Source organism: Rahnella inusitata (assembly GCF_965118895.1).
GTDB classification, from domain to species: Bacteria; Pseudomonadota; Gammaproteobacteria; order Enterobacterales; family Enterobacteriaceae; genus Rahnella; species Rahnella inusitata_A.
On the sequence record NZ_CBCPJJ010000023.1, the window covers coordinates 96,960 to 115,946 of the forward strand.

Genomic DNA, 18,987 nt, shown 5'->3' on the forward strand with positions numbered 1-18,987 from the left:
TTAACACCCCATCCCAGCCTTCTCCTCATGAGAGGGGAAGGCGCCGATCGAGTCACTCACTGCCGACGGTTTTAGCTTCTCCTCCTGCGAAGGGGGGGCTGGGAGGGAGTTTAATACAGCACTTCAAAATACACTATTTCCCCACATCCCCATCCCAGCCACCGCCCAGTGCGGCGATAAGCTTAACGCTGGTTACCATCTGAGTGCTGACCAGCGACAGGACGCTTTGCTGCTGGGTCAGGCTGGTATTCTCGGTACTGGCGACGTCAAGGTAGTCAATCATCCCGGCCTGATACTGGTTGTACGTCACGCGCGCGGATTCTTTGGCGGAATCGGCGGCGTTCTGGCGGGCGATGAGTTCGTTATCCAGTGTGTGCAGTTCGACCAGATAATCTTCCACTTCCTGCATCGCGGTTAACACGCTTTGGCGATAACCGGCGACGTCGGCATCATAGGCAGCTTCGGCCTGTGCGACTTTGCCACGGGTCGAACCAAAATCCAGCACCGTCTGGCTAAGTTCCGGGCCTAAAGACCAGACGCGGTTCGGCAGTGAGAACAGGTTATGGAACGCTGAACTGGCGAATCCACCGCTGGCGCTTAAGGTCAGATCCGGATAATACGCTGCGGTCGCGACACCGACGGCGGCGTTGGAAGAGGCCATGGTGCGTTCAGCGGCGGCAATATCTGGTCGACGCTGCAACAGCTGAGAAGGTAAAGCATCAGGGATCTGCGGCAGAGTCAGTTTGACATCGCGCGCGGCAAGGCTGAATTGCGCCGGCGGTTTACCGATCAGCACCGCGATAGCGTGCTCGAGCTGGGCGCGCTGCCATTGCAGATCGAGCGCCGAGGCTTTGGTGCTTTCCAGCTGCGTCTGTGCCTGCGCCAGCGTGGCGCGTGAGGCGTTACCGCCTTCATACTGATTCTGAATGACGGTCAGATAACGCTGATATGCCTCGATGCTGCGCTGATACAGGGCGATCTGCTGATCCATCACCCGCAGCTGAAAGTAATCCTGCGCCAGTTCGGACTGCGCACTGAGCGTGGCGTCGGCAAGATCGGCCTTGCTCGCCTGCGCGCTGGCGTCCTGCTCTTCTGCCGAGCGGCGCAGTTTGCCCCACAGATCCAGCTCCCAGCTGGCGCTGAGTTCAGCCGACTGTTTTTTGGTGACGGTCGATGACGTACCGCTGCGCGTGCTGCCAACAGAGGCATCGACGGAAGGATAGAGATCCGAACGCGCCTGGGTAACTAACGCCTGCGCCTGACGGTATTGCGCGGCGTACTGCGCGACGTTCTGGTTGGAAATCTTCACCTGACTCAGCAGCGAAGACAGCTCCGGGTCCTGATACACCGTCCACCAGTCACCTTTGCTCTGGTTATCTTTAGGAATCGCCGCCGTCCAGCCTTTGGCTTCTTTAAACGCCGTCGGCATGGCGACGTCAGGCCGTTGGTAATCCGGCCCGACGGTACAGGCGCTGACGAATAATGCCAGCGCCAGCGGAACAAGACGGAACGCCATAGTACGGGATTTTTGCAAAGTCATCAGATTCGCTTCAGGGTAAGAATTCATTGTTTTATCGGTCATGTGAACTGACCTCCGGCGACGTAGTGTGCGGGCGCAGACGATGCCATAGGCGATGCGTCGCGCGGCTTGTGCGATCCATGTACAAGTACACCACCGGCGTGGTGAATAACGTCAGGATCTGGCTCAGCGCCAGCCCCCCAGCGATTGCCAGCCCCAGCGGGCTGCGCAGATCTGCATCGCCGCCGCTGCCAAGCGCCAGTGGCAATGCGCCAAAGAACGCCGCCAGCGTGGTCATCAGGATCGGGCGAAAACGCATCAGGCAAGCCTGAATGATCGCCTGCTGTGGCGAAAGGCCGAGGCGGCGTTCGGCGTCGAGCGCGAAGTCGATCATCATGATCGCATTCTTCTTCACGATGCCGATCAGCAAAAGGATCCCGATCAGCGCGATCACCGTCAGTTGCGTGCCGGTCATCAGCATCAGCAGCAGTGCGCCAAGGCCGGCTGACGGCAGCGTTGAGAGAATGGTCAGCGGATGAATGTAGCTTTCATACAGCACGCCGAGGACGATATACACCGCCGCCAGCGCCGCCAGAATCAGCCACGGCATGGAGCTTGCCAGCGCCTGGAACGCCTGCGCCGTACCGGCATAGCTGCCCTGAATGGTATCCGGCAAACCAATTTTCGCCATCGCGGTTTTCAGCGCGGCCTGCGCCTGTTCCAGCGCGTAACCGTCGGCCAGGTTAAAGGCGATGGTCGTGGTTGCCGTCTGCCCCTGATGCGCCACCGAGAGGGGTGCATTCGCGCCGCTGAACGAGGTAAAGGCCGACAGCGGGATCTGTTTACCTGCGTCGGTCACTACATACAGCTGGTTCAGTACATCAGGATTGCCGGTGTAATCCGACGTCAGGTTCATCACCACGTGATACTGGTTAAGCGTTTTGTAGATTGTCGCGATCTGCCGCTGGCTGAAGGCGTTGTTGAGCAAAGTATCGATCATCTTCACGTTAACACCGAGCTGCGTGGCGCGGTCGCGATCGATATTAAGCATCACTTCCTGCCCGCCGGTCTGCGAGTCCGAATCGACGCCGGTCAGCTCCGGCAGTGCTGCCAGCGCGGCTTTCACTTTCGGCGCCCATTCGCGCAGCAGGGAAAGATCGTCGGCCTGTAAGCTGTACTGATACTGGGCGTTGGCGCTGCGCCCACCGATGTGCAAGTCCTGCGCCGCCATCAGAAACAGCTGCGATCCCGGCACTTTGGCGGTTTCCATCATCAGGCGATTAGCCACCTGATTGGCGTTGGCGGTGCGTTTATCGAAATCTTTCAGGCGCACGAAAAACGTTGCGGTATTGCGTGACCCAAACCCGCCGCTGCCCGCAGAACTCATCACTGCCTCCACGGCCGGATCGTCCTGGATTATCTTGCTGTATTTCAGCACCTGCGGCTGGATCGACTGAAACGACGTGTTCTGATCCGCCCGCAACATGCCCATCAACATGCCGGTGTCCTGATCCGGGAAGAAGCCTTTTTCCACCACGGTATACAGGTAAAAGTTGAGCAGCACCGTCAGGAACAGCCCGACCAGCGTGATCAGCTGATGGCGCATCACCCAGCCGAGCGCCACAGAATAGGCGGCCAGTAGTTTGTTGAGGCCGCGTTCGATCATGCGATAAATGCGCGGCTGACGTTTTTCCACCGGCGGTTTACGTTTCAGAAAACGTGCGCAGAGCATCGGCGTCAGGCTGAGCGAGACCAGCATGGAGATGATCAGTGAGACGCTGAGCGTCACCGCAAATTCGCGGAACAGACGCCCGACGATGCTGCCCATCAGCAGGATCGGGATAAATACGGCGATCAGCGACAGCGTCATTGAAAGCACGGTAAAGCTGACTTCCTGTGCGCCTTTGATAGCCGCACGCACCGGCCCCATACCTTCTTCGATATGCCGCGTAATATTTTCGAGCACCACGATGGCGTCATCGACCACAAAGCCGGTGGCGATAATCAGCGCCATCAGCGACAGGTTATCGAGGCTGTAGCCGAGCAGATACATCACCGCACAAGTGCCGATCAGGGAAACCGGCAGCGCCAGCGCAGGGATCAGCACCGCGCGCCAGTTGCGCAGGAAAACAAACACCACCGCAATTACCAGCAGCGTGGCTTCCAGCAGGGTCATTTCTGTATCGCGCAGGGAAGCGGAGACGTTCGGGGAGCGGTCGAGCGCCAGATTGAGCTGGACGTCGCCCGGCAGGCTTTCTTTCATCAGCGGCAGCGCGGCTTTGATCGCCTCGATGGTTTCCAGCATGTTCGCGCCCGCCTGACGCGTTACGCCGATCATCACCGACGGCGTGCTGTTGTAATAGCCGACGTTGTATTTATCTTCGACCGAATCATAGACATTGGCGACGTCGCTGAGGCGGATCGCCGCGCCGTTGATGTAGGTGATGATCAGCGTTTTGTACTGTGCTGCGGTACTTTGCTGACCGTTGCCTTCGATCATCCATGACTGGTTCGAGCCTTGCAGCAGACCTTTAGGCAGGTTGCTGGTGCTGTTGGCAATGGCCGAACGGATGGTGTCGAGGGAAATGCCGTAGGACGTGACCGCTTCCGGACGTAAATCAATCCGCACGCCCGGCAGCGCGGAGCCGACCAGAGACACCTGTCCGACGCCGTTCACCTGCGCTATTTTCTGTTGCAGCTGGCTGGAGGCGATATCGTACAGCTCGCCTTTGCTGCGCGTGGCCGACGTCAGCGCCAGCATGATAATCGGCGCATCCGACGGGTTGGCTTTGCGGTAGGTCGGCAGCGACGGCATGCTGCTCGGCAGCAACGCGCGGGAAGCGTTGATCGCCGCCTGCACGTCACGCGCTGCGCCGTTAATGTCACGATCTAAATCGAACTGCAAAATCACGCTGGTGGAGCTTTGCGAGCTGCGCGAGGTCATCTCCGTGACGCCCGCAATCTGCCCGAGCGCCCTTTCCAGCGGCGTGGCGACGGTAGCCGCCATGGTTTCAGGGCTGGCACCCGGCAAACTGGCGCTGACCAGAATGGTCGGGAAATCCACCTGCGGCAGCGGCGCGACCGGCAGCAAACGGTAACCGAGCAGACCAAGCAGCAGAACCGCCAGCGTCAGCAGCAGGGTGGCGACCGGCCGCAGGATGAAGAAGCGCGAGATATTCATCGGTTGTCCGCCCGCTGCGCGGCACGACGGTGGCGCGGATTAAAGCGGTGCGAAAGGTTGTCGAACATCAGGTAGATCACCGGCGTGGAGAACAGCGTCAGGATCTGACTGAAGATCAGACCGCCGACGATCACAAGCCCCAGCGGCTGGCGCAGTTCCGCGCCGGATCCGCTGGCCAGCATCAGCGGCAATGCACCGAGCAGCGCGGCCATGGTGGTCATCATGATCGGGCGAAAACGCAGTAAACAGGCCTGATGAATTGCCTCACGCGGCGATAACCCCTGCTTATTTTCCGCTTCCAGTGCGAAGTCGATCATCATAATGGCGTTCTTTTTGACGATCCCGATCAGCAGGATCACCCCGATCAACGCGATCAGGCTGAACTCGGTTCCGGCAAAGATCAGCGACAACAGCGCGCCCACCGCCGCCGACGGCAGCGTGGAAAGAATGGTCACCGGATGGATAAAGCTTTCGTACAGAATGCCGAGCACCACGTACATGGTCAGCAGCGCGGCGAGGATCAGCCACAGCGTATTGCCGGTCGCGCTTTCAAACGAGGCTGCCGCCCCCTGATAGCGCAGCGTGATGCTGTCCGGCATTGCGATATCCGCTATGGTCGTTTTGATCGCCTGCTGCGCCTGCTCCAGCGAATAACCGTCGTTAAGGTTGAAGGAAACCGTTACCGCCGGGAACTGGTTAAGGCGTGCCTGCAACAGCGCGCCGGTGCGCATGTGGATTTTGGCGATCGACGTCAGTTTCACCATACCATTGCTGGAACTGCTGGTGCTGGTGGATGACGTGGAACTGCCTGATGCGGTGGTCGTTGAGGACGCCGCGTTGCTGTTTGAGGTTGTGCTGCTGGTCGCTGATGTCGTGGCGTTGCTCGCCAGATAGATGTCATCGAACGAAGCAGGCGACTGCTGGAACTGCGGCGCAACTTCCAGCACCACGCGGTACTGGTTAGCCTGAGTAAAGATGGTGGACACCAGACGCTGACCGAAGGCGTTGTACAGCGCGGTATCGACGTCAGACGCCGTAATGCCGTAACGCGCGGCGGCGTCGCGATCTAATTCCACGTAGGCTATTTGCCCCTGATTTTGCAGGTTGCTGACCGCATCGCCAAATTCCGGCTGCTCGCTGAGTTTCGCCAGCAGTTTCGGCGTCCACTCCACCAGATTTTCGCTGTCTGAATCATCGAGCGTGAACTGGTATTGACTCGGCGTCACCTGATCGTCAACGGTCAGATCCTGCGATGCCTGCAAATACAGTTCGATACCCGGCACACCGGCAGTTTCCTGTTTCAGACGCTCGATGATCGCCGGCGCACGTTCGCTGCGTTCATCAAAAGATTTCAGGCTGATCTGCAACCGGCCGCTGTTCAGGCTGGTGTTATTGCCGTCCACGCCGATGGTTGAAGCGACGCTTTCGACATCCGGATCTTTGAGAATCGCGGCAGCCAGTAACTGCTGACGGCGCCCCATTTCGCCAAAGGACACGTCCTGCGACGCCTGCGTAATGCCCTGAATCATCCCGGTATCCTGCGACGGGAAGAAGCCTTTTGGCACAATCACATACAGCAGCGCGGTGAAAACTAACGTGGCGGCGGCAACCAGCAGGGTGAGTTTTTGATGGTTAAGCACCACGATCAACATGCGGTCATAACCGGCGATCATCTTATCGAAGAATTCGCCGCCTTTGCGGTAGAACTTACTCTGTTTTTCCTCCGGCGTATGGCGCAGCAAATAGGCACACAGCATCGGGGTGAGCGTCAGCGAGACGACCATCGACACCAGTATCGACACCGCCAGCGTGATGGCAAATTCGCGGAACAGGCGCCCCACCACGTCACCCATAAACAGCAGCGGGATCAGTACGGCGATAAGAGAAAAAGTCAGGGAAATGATGGTGAAACCGATCTGTTTCGAGCCTTTCAGCGCCGCCTGCATCGGGGTTTCGCCCTCTTCCAGGCGTCGCGAAATGTTTTCCACCACCACGATGGCGTCATCGATAACGAAGCCGGTGGCGATGGTCAGGGCCATCAGCGATAAGTTATTCAGGCTGAAGCCGCACAGGTACATCACACCGAAGGTGCCGATTAGCGACAGCGGCACCGCGACGCTTGGGATAAGGGTCGCCGCCACGTTACGCAGGAACAGGAAGGTCACCATCACCACCAGCGCAATCGACAGCAACAATTCGAACTGAACGTCGCTGATCGAGGCACGGATGGTCTGGGTCCGGTCAGACAGAATGCTGACTTTGACCGAGTCCGGCAGCGCTTCCTGCAATTTCGGCAACTGGGCTTTAATCGCATCCACCACCTGAATCACGTTGGCACCGGGCTGGCGCTGAACGCTGATAATGATCGCCGGTTCTTTATTCGCCCACGCGGACAGATACTGGTTTTCAGGCGCTTCGGACAGCGTGGCGATATCGCGCAAACGCAGCGCAGCGCCGTTTTCGTAAGTCACAATCAGGTTGGCGTATTCGGACGCGGTGCGCAGCTGATCGTTAGCATCAATGGTGATCGAATGATGCGGGCCGTCGAAACCGCCTTTGGAACCGTTGACGTTGCTGTTACCGATCAGCGTGTTAATGGATTCCAGCGTGAGGTTATGCGCCGCCAGTTTGCGTGGATCTACCTGGACGCGGATGGCAGGCTGATGCCCGCCCGCCAGCGTCACCATGCCGACGCCGGAAATTTGCGAAAGCTTCAGCGCTACGCGGGTGTTCACCAAATCCTGCACTTTGGTCAGCGGCAGCGATTCGGAGGTGACGGCCAGCGTCAGTACTGCGGCATCCGCCGGGTTCACTTTTTTATAGGTCGGCGGATTGGGTAAATCTTTCGGCAGCAGGCTGTCGGCGGCGTTGATTGCGGCCTGCACTTCCTGCTCGGCGACGTCGAGAGACAGATCCAGCGAGAATTTCAGCGTAATGATCGAAGAGCCGCTGGCGCTGGTGGAATACATCTGGCTCAAACCGGCCATCTGGCCGAGCTGGCGTTCAAGCGGCGCGGTAATCCCCGACGCCATCACGTCCGGACTGGCACCCGGATAGAGCGTGGTCACCTGAATAGTCGGATAATCGACCTGCGGCAGCGCCGAGGTAGAGAGCATGTTGTAGGCAAAAATGCCCGACAGCAGCACGGCGACCATCAGCAGAATGGTCGCAACCGGCCTTTGAATAAAGAGGCGTGAAGGATTCATTTCGGCCCGCTGTCTTTGCCGGTCGTGGCTTTATCGACACCAGCGCCTTGCTCACGCGCTTTCGAAGAACCGGCAGCGGCGGCATCCTCGGTATTGGCGGTCACCACCTGCACTTTCGCGCCGTTTGTCAGACGATCAATGCCGGTCGTCACCACTTGTTCGCCCGGCTTCACGCCCGACAATATCGCTACCTGGCTGTCACCAAAGTCCGGCCCGGATTTCACCGCGCGGCGCTCGATGGTGTTATCAGCTTTGATCACGTACACAAAATCGCCGTTACTGCTCAACTGCAACGCCGCTGCCGGAATAACCGTGGCGTCTTTGAGCGTAGAAACCTGTAAGCGGGCGTTCACAAACTGGTTTGGATAGAGTTTTTCATCCGCATTATTGAACAGCGCTTTCAGCTTGATACTGCCGGTGCTGCTATCAATTTCATTACTGATAAATTGCAGCTGGCCCTGATCGAGCACTTCGCTGCCGTCCTGATTAAAGGCGGTGGTCGGCAGTTTATTGCCGCCGCGCAGCGCTTTGAGCAGGGTTTGCAGATTGCTTTGCGGCACGCTGAAGGTGACAGCAATCGGCTGCGTCTGGGTAATGGTGACGATACCGGTCGTTGAGCTGCTGGTGACCATATTGCCCGGATCGACCAGACGTAACCCTACGTGGCCGCTGACCGGCGCGGTGATTTTCGCGAACTCAAGATTCAGTTTGGCGGCATCTATTTGCGCCTGATCGGCTTTCATCGCCCCGGCGTACTGCCCGGCGGTCGCAATCTGGCTTTCCAGATCCTGACGCGCTAAAGAGTCCTGCGCATACAGTTTGCGGTAACGCGCCAGCGTCAGCTCAGCGCTTCTCGACAGCGCCTGATTCTGCGCCAGTGAGCCCTGATACTGCTCAAGCGTCGCCTGATAGCTGCGCGGATCAATTTGCGCCAGCAACTGCCCCTGCTCGACTTTCTGCCCTTCGGTGAAATACACCTTCATCAGCTGGCCATCGACCCGGCTGGTGACCGTCACGGTGGCATTCGCCACCACGGTACCCAGCGCACGCAGATAGACCGGCACATCCGCCTGCGTGGCTTTTCCGGCCTGCACCGGCGTATCCATCCCCATCATCATCTGGCCGCGCATCGCGCGCATACCGCCGCGCCCTGGTCCTTTTTTACCCGCGGATTCGGACGAACTCTGATGGAAAGCAAAGAACCAGACCAGGATCGCCGCAATGATGATGGCGATGATGACCCACACGAAGGTGCGTTTTTTAGAGCGAGATGAGGCAGTCGGCAGCATAAATTTCTTGATTTCGCAGTATTGATGAGGAGAAAACAGCTGAAAATTGACCTTCAACCAGAGATTTTATTGTTCGGCAAAAAAACCATTATCCCTGAAAACCACGGGTGGCTGTTTTTAGGACAACGTAAAGATTTCGTTAGTAATTAAGAATATGTATTTCAATCATCCGGATGAATTATACCCGCTAATTTAGCCTTTAGAGGTAGCCAATGTTAAGGACTAAATGAGAATGAAAGTTGAAGAAGGAAGCAGAAAATTTTCAGGAACTGTCAACGCCGCCCGGAATTTTGTCAGGAATACGCTGATTTAGCATGAAAAATAAACAACCACATCATCCAAATGGTTTAAAAAAGTAGAGGTAAATCCTGAAAATTGCATTCATTGATAATTTATATTGTTTGAGCTGACCGCCCCTTGATATGGTTAATTTTCTGGTTGTTTTTCATCTTCATGGCAGGGAATCGGGAGAATGCATACAAAATTTCAATCCAGACCGGTAATCGGGGTCACGCTCGACAGCGAGGAAGCCGGGGGCTACGCCGACTTTCCATGGTACGCCTTACGTCAGAACTACATGGAAAGTCTGGCAGAGCTGGGGGCTGTACCGCTGGCATTGCCGCATCATGCCGATCTGGCGGATGAGTATCTCGTGCTGTGCGACGGGATTGTTGTGACCGGCGGCGCGTTTGACGTCCCACCCGAGTTGTTCAATGAGCAGCAGACCAGCAGTCAGGTGCGACTGAAACCTGGCCGCACCGAATTCGAAAAAGCCATCGTCAAAGGCGCGATGCAGCGCAACATGCCGCTGCTGGGCATCTGTGGCGGCCAGCAACTGCTGGCAGTCCTTACCGGCGGCACGTTGCATCAGCATATTCCCGATGCGCTGCCTGATGCGCTCGAGCACAGCACCACCGTCGATACCGAAAATGCCGGAGGCAAAAAGCGCGCTCGCCATCAGGTTGAGATCGTCAAAGGGTCGCTGCTTAGCCGCTGCGTTGACAGCCTGCACTATGAGGTCAACAGTTCGCATCATCAGGCGGTGAAATCTGTCGGCGAAGGTTGCCGCATTAATGCGTATGCGCCGGACGGCGTGATCGAAGGCATCGAGTGCGAAGGCTATGACTTTTGCCTTGGCGTGCAGTGGCACCCGGAATATCAGCAACATCAGCAGGATACACAATTGCTGAACGCGCTGGTGTCAGCGGCTTCGCGTTACAAGCATTCTATGCGCAGTTCGGCGCGGGCGATGACCGACGCAATGACGCGCAAAGGGAAAGAAGAGGCATGAATCAGGCGGTGCTGAAAACCAAAACAGACCAGATGTTGCGGGATCTGATCATCGACCCGTTGGTTATCGCACACCGCACTCTGCCGTACTTCGAGCAAGTAAGTGAGCACTTACTTGTGGACGCAGAGACCGATGCGGACACCGGTAAAATCTACCGTCTGATCTCCCCTGCCGCGCAGGCATGGCGGACGATGAAACAGCAGGCCGCCGCCGAAGGCATCGCCATTTATCTGGTATCCGCGTGGCGCAGTCTGGAATATCAGGCGGGTCTTATCCGCGCGAAGCAGGATGCCGGACTTCCGCCCGAAAACTTCTTTACCTCACTGGCACCGCCCGGATGCAGCGAGCATCACACCGGCTGCGCCGTGGATATCAATACTCCCGGTTGTGATGAAGTCACCGGCGTGTTCGGTGAAACCGACGCTTTCGCATGGCTGAAAGCCAACGCCGCGCGCTTTGGCTTCGTGATGTCTTTTCCGCTGAACAACCCGTGGGGATTCATCTACGAACCGTGGCACTGGTGCTGGCACCCGCAATAACGCCATGTCGCCTAAACGGGTGATCTGCCTCTCACTTTCCATAACTAAAATTGTCCCTAAAACATTTTTCTGTTAGGCCAATTTTCTATTTCATTTTTAGAACAAATAAAACACACTATGCCCTCAAAAGGCTTCCTGAGAAGCGAGCCTGGTCTTTACACCTTCTAATAAGTCATAAATTTCAATGCAATCAGATACCGTTTTGCGCAGGACAGCATGGCTTCGCGTTGTGATGCTGGCGGTCGCCGCCTTTATCTTCAATACCACCGAATTTGTGCCGGTCGGATTACTCTCCGACATCGCCGCCAGTTTCAATATGAAGACGGCGCAGGTCGGCCTGATGCTCACCATTTACGCCTGGGTGGTCGCGCTGATGTCGCTGCCGCTGATGCTGCTGACCCGCAACGTCGAGCGAAAGCGCCTGCTGATCGTGATCTTCTGCCTGTTTATCGTCAGCCACGCACTCTCCGTCGTGGCCTGGGATTTCTGGAGTCTGGTGGCGTCACGCGTCGGTATCGCCCTCTCCCACGCCATTTTCTGGTCGATTACCGCCTCGCTGGCTATCCGCGTGGCACCGGCCGGTAAAAAAACGCAGGCGCTCAGTATGTTAGCCACCGGCACCGCGCTGGCGATGGTGCTTGGCCTGCCGCTTGGCCGCCTCATCGGCCAGTATCTCGGCTGGCGAACCACCTTTATGTGCATTGGCGGCGTTGCGCTGCTGACGCTGATTTGCCTGATCAAACTGCTGCCGCCGTTGCCAAGCGAACATACCGGCTCCCTGAAAAGCGTCCCGATGCTGTTCCGCCGTCCGGCCCTGGTCGGCATGTATATTCTGACCGCGCTGATAGTGACCGCTCACTACACTGCTTACAGTTATATTGAGCCGTTTATTCAGACCGTCGCGGATATGGGTGAGAACTTTACTACCTTCCTGCTGCTGATTTTTGGTGGTGCGGGGATTTTCGGCAGCATTATTTTCAGCGTGTTCGGCAACCGCTTCCCGGCAGCGATGCTCAGCGGCCCGATCCTGATGGTTACACTCAGCATGTTGCTGCTGTTCTTAGCGGCGGCGTACCCGGTCAGCATTTCGATTCTGTGCGTGGTCTGGGGGCTGGCGATGATGATTATCGGACTGGCGATGCAGGTTCGCGTACTCGGACTGGCCTCCGACGCTACTGACGTATCGATGGCGCTGCTGTCGGGTATCTACAATATCGGGATCGGCGCGGGCGCATTGATCGGCAATCAGGTGAGTTTGCATCTGGCAATGAGCGACGTCGGCTACGCCGGCGGATTCCTCGGCTGTATCGCCTTTGTCTGGTGTCTGACGATTTTCAAACGCTATCCGCAGTTAAAAACCACCAGCTGATTGCATACGGCTGTGGTAAAAAACTCACTGCGCCGCAATAGCGCAGTGAGCAATAAAACAATTACTCGGTCACAAAACGTGAAACGGAACCCGCCAGGCTTTGCGCCTGATCGCGCAGCGCGTTGGCGGCGGCAGAAGACTCCTCCACCAGCGCAGCGTTTTGCTGAGTCACGTTATCCATCTCGATAATCGCTTCCCCGACCTGAGAGATCCCGCGGTTCTGCTCATCTGACGCCTGAGCAATTTCATTCAGAATTTCAGTGACATTACCGATGGACGTCACGATGTCATGCATCGTCGTGCCTGCCTGTTCGACCAGCTCAGACCCGGCGCTGATACGCTCGACCGATTCGCCAATCAGCTCCTCGATCTCTTTTGCAGCCTGCGCGCTGCGCTGCGCCAGACTTCTTACTTCACTGGCCACCACCGCAAAACCTCTCCCCTGCTCACCGGCACGCGCCGCTTCGACCGCCGCATTCAGCGCCAGAATATTGGTCTGGAATGCAATGCTGTTGATGACGGTAGTGATTTCACCAATTTTGCCTGAACTGGCGGTGATCTCATTCATGGTTTTCACCACGTGATTGACCAGTGTGCCGCCCTTGTTGGCCGTCTCAGAGGTCTTGCGCGCCAGCTGGCTGGAGTGGTGAATATTGTCGACATTCTGTTTCACCGTCGCGGTTAACTGCTCCATGCTGGCCGCCGTTTCTTCCAGCGCAGCGGCCTGCTCTTCGGTGCGCGCGGACAGATCATTATTCCCCGCCGCAATTTCGCCCGACGCAAGACTGACCTGCGACACACCGCTGCGGATGTCGCCGATAATGCGGCGCAGCTCGTCGTTCATTGCACCTACTGCCTGCATCAGTTCACCCAGTTCATCACGACGTGTGGTCTCCAGATGAGCACGCAGATCGCCACGGGCAATTTGCTGTGCAACGCGCAACGTCGCGGACAGCGGCGTGGTGATTTGGCGAGTGATAATGAACGCGATTGCAATGCTTAACAGCACCGCCGCCACCATGATCATCGACATCCATAAAATCGCCTGATTGATATCCGAATGCGTCGATTTCAGCTCTTCCTGAAACAGGGAACTGCTGGCCGTCGTCAGCGCCATGCCAGACTTCGCAAGCATTTTCGTTGCCTGCTCTTCGGCAAGATAAGAAGCCAGATACGCCTGTGCACTTTCTTGTTTCGCGCCCACCGAACGCACCACGTCGCTTAACGCATTAGCATCCGCCGCGCTCAGCTGCGGTTTCACTGCATCCATAAGTTGAATCGATTCAGCGATGAATCGTACCAACGCCTGCTGCGCCTCTTCGGTATTCTGGAGTTCAAGCAGTTTGACGCGCACCGCTACGCCGGTGAGGTGCTTGCCGATTTCATTCAACGCATTCGCCGTGACCGCCGTGGCGGGATCCTGCGAATACGCCTGTGCCAGACGCGTCACGTCGGCCTCTTCTTTGGTCAGACCCAGCGAGCCGACAATGCTTTCACGTTTGCGGGTTTCGCTGACCGTTTCCGCGCGCTGCTCCCGATAGCCCTGCATCGCGCCCGGTAATGTCCGCAGCAACTCCAGCTGCTCAGGACGCCACTTGTAGGCCTGCAAACTTTCTATCTTGAGATCGACCTGTTTCAATCCTGCTTCGTTAATGCCGATGAACTTTTCATCATGGGTTTTGACATATTGCAGCCTTGCATCTTTCGATAAAGCAAACTGATCGGTGATCACTTTTAACTGACTGATTTTCTCGGCACGCCCGGAGATATCATTAAGGTTTTTAATGCCACAGATCGCGACCGCCACGCTGAGTAACAGAACAAGCCCGAAACCGGTTGCCAGTTTCTTTCCGACTTTAACATTTTCAAAACAAACTAATAACTTTCTCATAATAATTAACGCTCCATTATTTTGTTTATATATGCAGGTGTTACCTAAAGCCTTTGCATTATCGGCAGGTAAGGAGAATTAATTAATGATCGTTATAATGATTAAGGGAAATATCACGTTATGTAACTATATAAAGTGCAATGGGAAGAATATTGATGAATAAACACGCAGAGGATTGGAATTGGAGAAGGATTATTGATGATTACCGACCCGCAACGCGACGGGTCAGCTATTTTTTACTTTCGTATCAGCGCAGTAGCTTCAGATTTCCGGTGAGCGATTTGATCCACTTTTCCGGCCCGACCAGGCCTAAGCCGTCGATCACTTCATCATGCAAATCGCGCAGCAAAAACGTATTTTCGTACTCTTCAAACGAATGAAGGGACCGGGCAAACGCCGGGAACGCCACCACACCTCGCTCGCCGCCCGCATCGAGGGCTTTAAACATCAGCGCCTTAAGGTGATCCGTTGTGCCCTGTAAAACGGGGACGGGATATTTTGAACTGACATCGATCGTCGCCCCCTTCATATCGGTCAGTGAGTTACCCGCCAGCATCGGAAATTTCGCTGCCAGACCAATACCTATTGCGCCCGCCGTGTTAGCCAGCAATCCCGGCGGAAGGTCAGGATTAAGGATAATCGCCAGCCGGAGTGTGTCTGTCATTGTGTCGCCCTTTGTCATCATCAGTGATACATAAAGCATAACCATCCGCTGCTGAAAGGTGCTTTCTTTTATTGGTGAAAAATGCCCTAATCTGGTTACTCCTTTCCAAAATAGACTTCATGAAGGCAAATTATGTCCGCAGAAGAAATTTTACCGGCAGACCTTCGCATCCTTAAGCAACTTCAGAATTCGGGGCGGATGACCAATCAGGAGCTGGCTGGAAAAGTTGGCATGGCGGCCTCTCCCTGCTGGCGCCGGGTAAAGCAGCTGGAAGACAGCGGCGTGATAACCGGTTATCAGGCGAATATCGACAGGAAAAAAGTCGGCCTCGGGTTGCTGGCGTTTATCCGGGTCAAAATCGACAGTCACAGCGAAGAAGATGCCCAACGTTTCGAGCAGCAGGTCGGCGCATTACCGTCGGTGATTGCCTGCTACGCGATTGCCGGGGATGCGGATTTTCTGTTGCAGGTCGTGGCGAAAGATCTTGATAGTTTTTCGAGCTTTGCGATGGAAGTGGTGCGCCGTCTGCCGGGGATTAAAGAGATGCAGACATCGTTTGTGCTGAGGGAAGTAAAACCTCTGGATGTGCTGCCGTTGTGAGAGGATTTAAGGCTCAGCGGGGAGCTTTGCAAAACGCCATACTATTTTGAATGAACCATCGGCTTGCTATCACGAGAATTAGATATTTATGCAATAAAATTCACATAAATATGCAAAATGTATTTTACCTGAACCCCGTTTTACGATATCAATATAGGCATTGAAACTTTTAACAGACAGACCTAATTCATACAGGATTGAACCGATGACAACTATTCTCAAGCACCTTCCTATCAATCAGCGTGTGGGTATCGCTTTCTCCGGCGGTTTGGACACCAGTGCAGCACTGCTGTGGATGCAAAAAAAAGGGGCGATTCCTTATGCTTACACAGCCAATCTGGGTCAGCCTGATGAAGAAGATTACGATGCCATTCCGCGCAAAGCGATGGAGTATGGTGCAGAGAAAGCTCGCCTGATTGATTGCCGTAAACAACTGGTTGCCGAAGGGATTGCCGCCATTCAGTGTGGCGCATTCCATAACACCACCGCTGGCGTCACTTATTTCAACACCACCCCGCTGGGCCGCGCCGTGACCGGCACCATGCTGGTTGCCGCGATGAAAGAAGATGGCGTGAATATCTGGGGTGACGGCAGTACTTACAAAGGCAACGATATCGAGCGTTTCTATCGTTACGGTCTGCTGACCAATGCTGAGTTGAAAATTTATAAGCCGTGGCTGGATACCGATTTCATCGATGAACTGGGTGGCCGTCATGAGATGTCAGAATTTATGATTCAGTCCGGTTTCGACTACAAAATGTCGACCGAGAAAGCCTACTCCACTGACTCCAACATGCTGGGCGCGACGCACGAAGCCAAAGATCTGGAGTTCCTAGATTCCGGCGTGAAAATTGTTAACCCGATTATGGGCGTGAAATTCTGGGACGAGAATGTGGTCGTGAAAGCGGAAGAAGTTTCCATCCGTTTTGAGCGTGGCTACCCTGTTGCGCTCAATGGCGTGACCTTTGACGACAGCGTCGAGCTGATGATGGAAGCCAACCGCATCGGCGGCCGTCATGGCTTGGGTATGAGCGATCAGATCGAAAACCGTATCATCGAAGCCAAAAGTCGTGGCATTTATGAAGCCCCTGGAATGGCGCTGCTGCACATCGCCTACGAGCGTCTGCTGACGGGTATTCATAACGAAGATACCATCGAGCAATATCATGCGAATGGCCGCGTGCTGGGTCGTCTGCTGTATCAGGGCCGCTGGTTCGATCCGCAGGCGTTGATGCTACGTGACTCCGCTCAGCGTTGGGTCGCCAGCGAAATCACCGGTGAAGTGACGCTGGAACTGCGCCGTGGCAATGACTACACCATCATGAATACGGTCTCTGAGAATCTGACTTACAAACCAGAGCGTCTGACCATGGAGAAAGGGGATTCCGTCTTCTCGCCTGATGACCGTATTGGCCAGCTGACCATGCGTAATCTGGATATCACCGATACCCGCGAAAAGCTGCAAAATTATGTTGAGACAGGCCTGCTGACATCTTCTGCCTCAACCGGTTTACCACAGGTGGATAACAATAATCTGCCGCGTGGATTGCAGGTGAAGAACAAGTAATTGCTGTTAGCATAAAATGAAGCAGGTTTGGGTGAGACGCCTGGACCTGCTTTAAAAACATTACCGAAACTGCATTAATCACTCGCCATTGTCTGTCTGGGTAAACACACAACTCATTACTGCGTATATTGCGTTCTATTAATTAATTCGCTTGCGGTTCAAATTAGAGGCCCGGCCAGATAATAAAATGACAGACGCATGGCTGAGCATTAATTCAGGCAAAGCAACAAAGAGTTTTAAAATACGTTCTATTTTAACCAACCCCGACAGTAAATATTTATGAATAGTTTATTCTCGGTTAATTTTTAATTATTTCATACATCTGACGGGTATTCACCTGGTCAAAGCCAGGTGAATATAAAGAGCTCCCGCAGTGCTGCTATAATCACACAAATATGCTTTTACCTGAAAGACATACCATCTGCGAGAGAGAGTTGTCCGAAAGGTCTTGCAGATTCTATCCTCTGCTGGTCTATGTCTATTTTTCCAACTTTGACAGTATTAAGAGAGCAATTGTCCTTATAGTGATCATAATATGCGCCACCGCAGAGACCGGCCAATCCACGGGATGACCATTTTTTCATTTTAATTCGCCAAAAATGATCAAAGTGCTCCAGTGGACAGACAATCTTCGTCCAGGGATCACAAATCATTGTGTTATCCAGAATTGACCTCGAATGACCAGAAGGACGGGTGCCCACCAGGACAAACGCGTGATCAACAGGCACTGGCATATAAACTCGCATAATTTGCACTTGTGTTCCGGCAGCCGCATCAAGACGGCTGGCTCTGTCGAGCAGGTAATAAAAAGCGAGAACAGCGTTTTCGCCGCAGTTACCTGCATGAGGAATCCGGTTGAGATAATCCCTCTCAAGCGTGTTAGCTACTTCACGCGGAGGTAGTTTCTGGTCACGTAAACTCAGAAGATTCTTGAGTCGAGTGGCATCCGCTTCAGCTGTATGTAGGCTCCAACGCTTCGGATCACTGGACATCATCTTGCTTACATGACGTTTATCAGTATAAATTTTATTCGTTGCTTTAAGAGGCAATCGTGAACGTGCGTACTTAACAGCATCTAATAGTATAGGCGTCATTGCATGTTCAAATTTTTTATCAATCACAACTAAATCCTTTTACTTTAAATTATCATTACTTATACGTTTCATGTTATTTAAAATTAACGTGTCATTCATGTTTTAATATAAAAACCACCATTCATAAACCAGATGAATAATTACAGTGATTAACATACAAATTAACAACCATAGAAAACGGTTAAACTATACCTGAATAATGATGCTCACTAAATATTGAGTTATTACTTTAAAATGTTAGATTTTGCAATTAACTAAAAAAACAAGCACACTCATTTAGTTAGAAAATTAAATGGCTGTGTATAATAAGCAGGTGAATTTTAAAAAGATTTAGCATTATCCGCGGTAATGTTCGAACATGATATTTGCGAAGGTTATTTCCAGTGTATGAATCTGATCTGTAATGCATAATTTTATTAACCCGTCATTATTGACATCGTACTTTGTCAATCAACGGGGAGTGAGTCACTTCGTCCGGTGTAGAGAAGCGCTATACACCAAGCTATGCACCAATATGTTCAGATATTGATAGAGCGGAGTAAACGCTATTGGAGTCAAACAATTTAATAATCTGATTTTACTGGGTTTAGTAGACATTGAAAGAGAGTAATGAAGGACGTTTTGGAGCGGGTGAAGGGAATCGAACCCTCGTATGCAGCTTGGGAAGCTGCCGTTCTACCATTGAACTACACCCGCATCGGTTTGCGAGGGGCATTATAACCTTAACTCTCTGACTGACAAGCAGTAAAACACCGCCGGATGGCGGTGTTTTGAGCA

The 18,987-nt window shown here is 54.1% G+C and carries 12 protein-coding genes and 1 tRNA gene; 5 read left to right on the plus strand and 8 right to left on the minus strand.

The features are described from left to right. Nucleotides 1-133 precede the first annotated feature (133 nt). The 4 genes from ACMHLI_RS19470 to ACMHLI_RS19485 are packed head-to-tail and all read right to left on the minus strand — an operon-like array spanning nt 134 to nt 9,195. Nucleotides 134-1,582 carry an efflux transporter outer membrane subunit gene (locus ACMHLI_RS19470; RefSeq protein WP_413530897.1) on the minus strand — a complete coding sequence of 483 codons (1,449 nt, stop codon included), beginning with the start codon at nt 1,580-1,582 and terminating at the stop codon, nt 134-136. Then, nucleotides 1,572-4,700 (minus strand): efflux RND transporter permease subunit, encoded by a 3,129-nt coding sequence (locus ACMHLI_RS19475; RefSeq protein ID WP_413530898.1) that lies wholly within the window; start codon nt 4,698-4,700, stop codon nt 1,572-1,574. The genes ACMHLI_RS19470 and ACMHLI_RS19475 overlap by 11 nt, the downstream gene beginning before the upstream one ends. Then, nucleotides 4,697-7,906, minus strand: coding sequence for an efflux RND transporter permease subunit (locus ACMHLI_RS19480; protein WP_413530899.1), 3,210 nt, complete (start codon nt 7,904-7,906; stop codon nt 4,697-4,699). Before ACMHLI_RS19480 ends, ACMHLI_RS19475 begins: the two co-directional genes overlap by 4 nt. After that, nucleotides 7,903-9,195, minus strand: coding sequence for an MdtA/MuxA family multidrug efflux RND transporter periplasmic adaptor subunit (locus ACMHLI_RS19485; protein WP_413530900.1), 1,293 nt, complete (start codon nt 9,193-9,195; stop codon nt 7,903-7,905). Before ACMHLI_RS19485 ends, ACMHLI_RS19480 begins: the two co-directional genes overlap by 4 nt. 472 nt (nt 9,196-9,667) lie before the next feature. Between ACMHLI_RS19485 and ACMHLI_RS19490 the strand changes: the two genes are divergently transcribed. The 3 genes from ACMHLI_RS19490 to ACMHLI_RS19500 all read left to right on the plus strand — a co-directional run bounded on the left by ACMHLI_RS19490 (nt 9,668) and on the right by ACMHLI_RS19500 (nt 12,394). After that, nucleotides 9,668-10,486: a gamma-glutamyl-gamma-aminobutyrate hydrolase family protein gene (locus ACMHLI_RS19490; protein WP_413530901.1), complete on the plus strand. Its 819-nt coding sequence runs from the start codon at nt 9,668-9,670 to the stop codon at nt 10,484-10,486. Beyond that, nucleotides 10,483-11,025: a M15 family metallopeptidase gene (locus ACMHLI_RS19495; RefSeq protein WP_413530902.1), complete on the plus strand. Its 543-nt coding sequence runs from the start codon at nt 10,483-10,485 to the stop codon at nt 11,023-11,025. The genes ACMHLI_RS19490 and ACMHLI_RS19495 overlap by 4 nt, the downstream gene beginning before the upstream one ends. 184 nt (nt 11,026-11,209) lie before the next feature. Continuing rightward, a complete protein-coding gene (locus ACMHLI_RS19500; RefSeq protein WP_413530903.1) occupies nt 11,210-12,394 on the plus strand; it encodes a sugar transporter in 1,185 nt (394 codons plus the stop codon). 61 nt (nt 12,395-12,455) lie between these two features. Here the strand turns inward: ACMHLI_RS19500 and ACMHLI_RS19505 are convergent, their stop codons facing one another. Continuing rightward, nucleotides 12,456-14,285, minus strand: a complete 1,830-nt coding sequence (locus ACMHLI_RS19505) for a methyl-accepting chemotaxis protein (RefSeq protein WP_413530904.1) — start codon at nt 14,283-14,285, stop codon at nt 12,456-12,458. A gap of 247 nt (nt 14,286-14,532) precedes the next feature. Further along, entirely contained in the window at nt 14,533-14,949 is a 417-nt protein-coding gene (locus ACMHLI_RS19510) for a DUF2000 domain-containing protein (RefSeq protein WP_413530905.1), read from the minus strand. A 132-nt stretch (nt 14,950-15,081) separates the two neighbouring features. Between ACMHLI_RS19510 and ACMHLI_RS19515 the strand changes: the two genes are divergently transcribed. Then, nucleotides 15,082-15,549, plus strand: coding sequence for an Lrp/AsnC family transcriptional regulator (locus tag ACMHLI_RS19515; protein WP_413530906.1), 468 nt, complete (start codon nt 15,082-15,084; stop codon nt 15,547-15,549). A gap of 205 nt (nt 15,550-15,754) precedes the next feature. Further along, the gene (gene argG, locus ACMHLI_RS19520) at nt 15,755-17,116 is read left to right on the plus strand and encodes an argininosuccinate synthase (RefSeq protein ID WP_015689414.1); all 1,362 of its coding nucleotides are present in this window, start codon (nt 15,755-15,757) and stop codon (nt 17,114-17,116) included. 401 nt (nt 17,117-17,517) lie between these two features. Here the strand turns inward: argG and ACMHLI_RS19525 are convergent, their stop codons facing one another. Together ACMHLI_RS19525 and ACMHLI_RS19530 are read right to left on the minus strand one after the other, a co-directional pair. Further along, nucleotides 17,518-18,237 carry a hypothetical protein gene (locus ACMHLI_RS19525; RefSeq protein ID WP_413530907.1) on the minus strand — a complete coding sequence of 240 codons (720 nt, stop codon included), beginning with the start codon at nt 18,235-18,237 and terminating at the stop codon, nt 17,518-17,520. Between the two features lie 595 nt (nt 18,238-18,832). Further along, a tRNA-Gly gene (locus ACMHLI_RS19530) sits at nt 18,833-18,906 on the minus strand. Nucleotides 18,907-18,987 lie beyond the last annotated feature (81 nt).

Coding starts and splice junctions, on each gene's coding strand:
- ACMHLI_RS19490 (WP_413530901.1), top strand. CDS start 9,668: ATGCATACAAAATTTCAATCCAGACCGGTAATCGGGGTCACGCTCGAC.
- ACMHLI_RS19470 (WP_413530897.1), bottom strand. CDS start 1,582: ATGACCGATAAAACAATGAATTCTTACCCTGAAGCGAATCTGATGACT.
- ACMHLI_RS19495 (WP_413530902.1), top strand. CDS start 10,483: ATGAATCAGGCGGTGCTGAAAACCAAAACAGACCAGATGTTGCGGGAT.
- argG (WP_015689414.1), top strand. CDS start 15,755: ATGACAACTATTCTCAAGCACCTTCCTATCAATCAGCGTGTGGGTATC.
- ACMHLI_RS19475 (WP_413530898.1), bottom strand. CDS start 4,700: ATGAATATCTCGCGCTTCTTCATCCTGCGGCCGGTCGCCACCCTGCTG.
- ACMHLI_RS19515 (WP_413530906.1), top strand. CDS start 15,082: ATGTCCGCAGAAGAAATTTTACCGGCAGACCTTCGCATCCTTAAGCAA.
- ACMHLI_RS19485 (WP_413530900.1), bottom strand. CDS start 9,195: ATGCTGCCGACTGCCTCATCTCGCTCTAAAAAACGCACCTTCGTGTGG.
- ACMHLI_RS19500 (WP_413530903.1), top strand. CDS start 11,210: ATGCAATCAGATACCGTTTTGCGCAGGACAGCATGGCTTCGCGTTGTG.
- ACMHLI_RS19510 (WP_413530905.1), bottom strand. CDS start 14,949: ATGACAGACACACTCCGGCTGGCGATTATCCTTAATCCTGACCTTCCG.
- ACMHLI_RS19505 (WP_413530904.1), bottom strand. CDS start 14,285: ATGAGAAAGTTATTAGTTTGTTTTGAAAATGTTAAAGTCGGAAAGAAA.
- ACMHLI_RS19480 (WP_413530899.1), bottom strand. CDS start 7,906: ATGAATCCTTCACGCCTCTTTATTCAAAGGCCGGTTGCGACCATTCTG.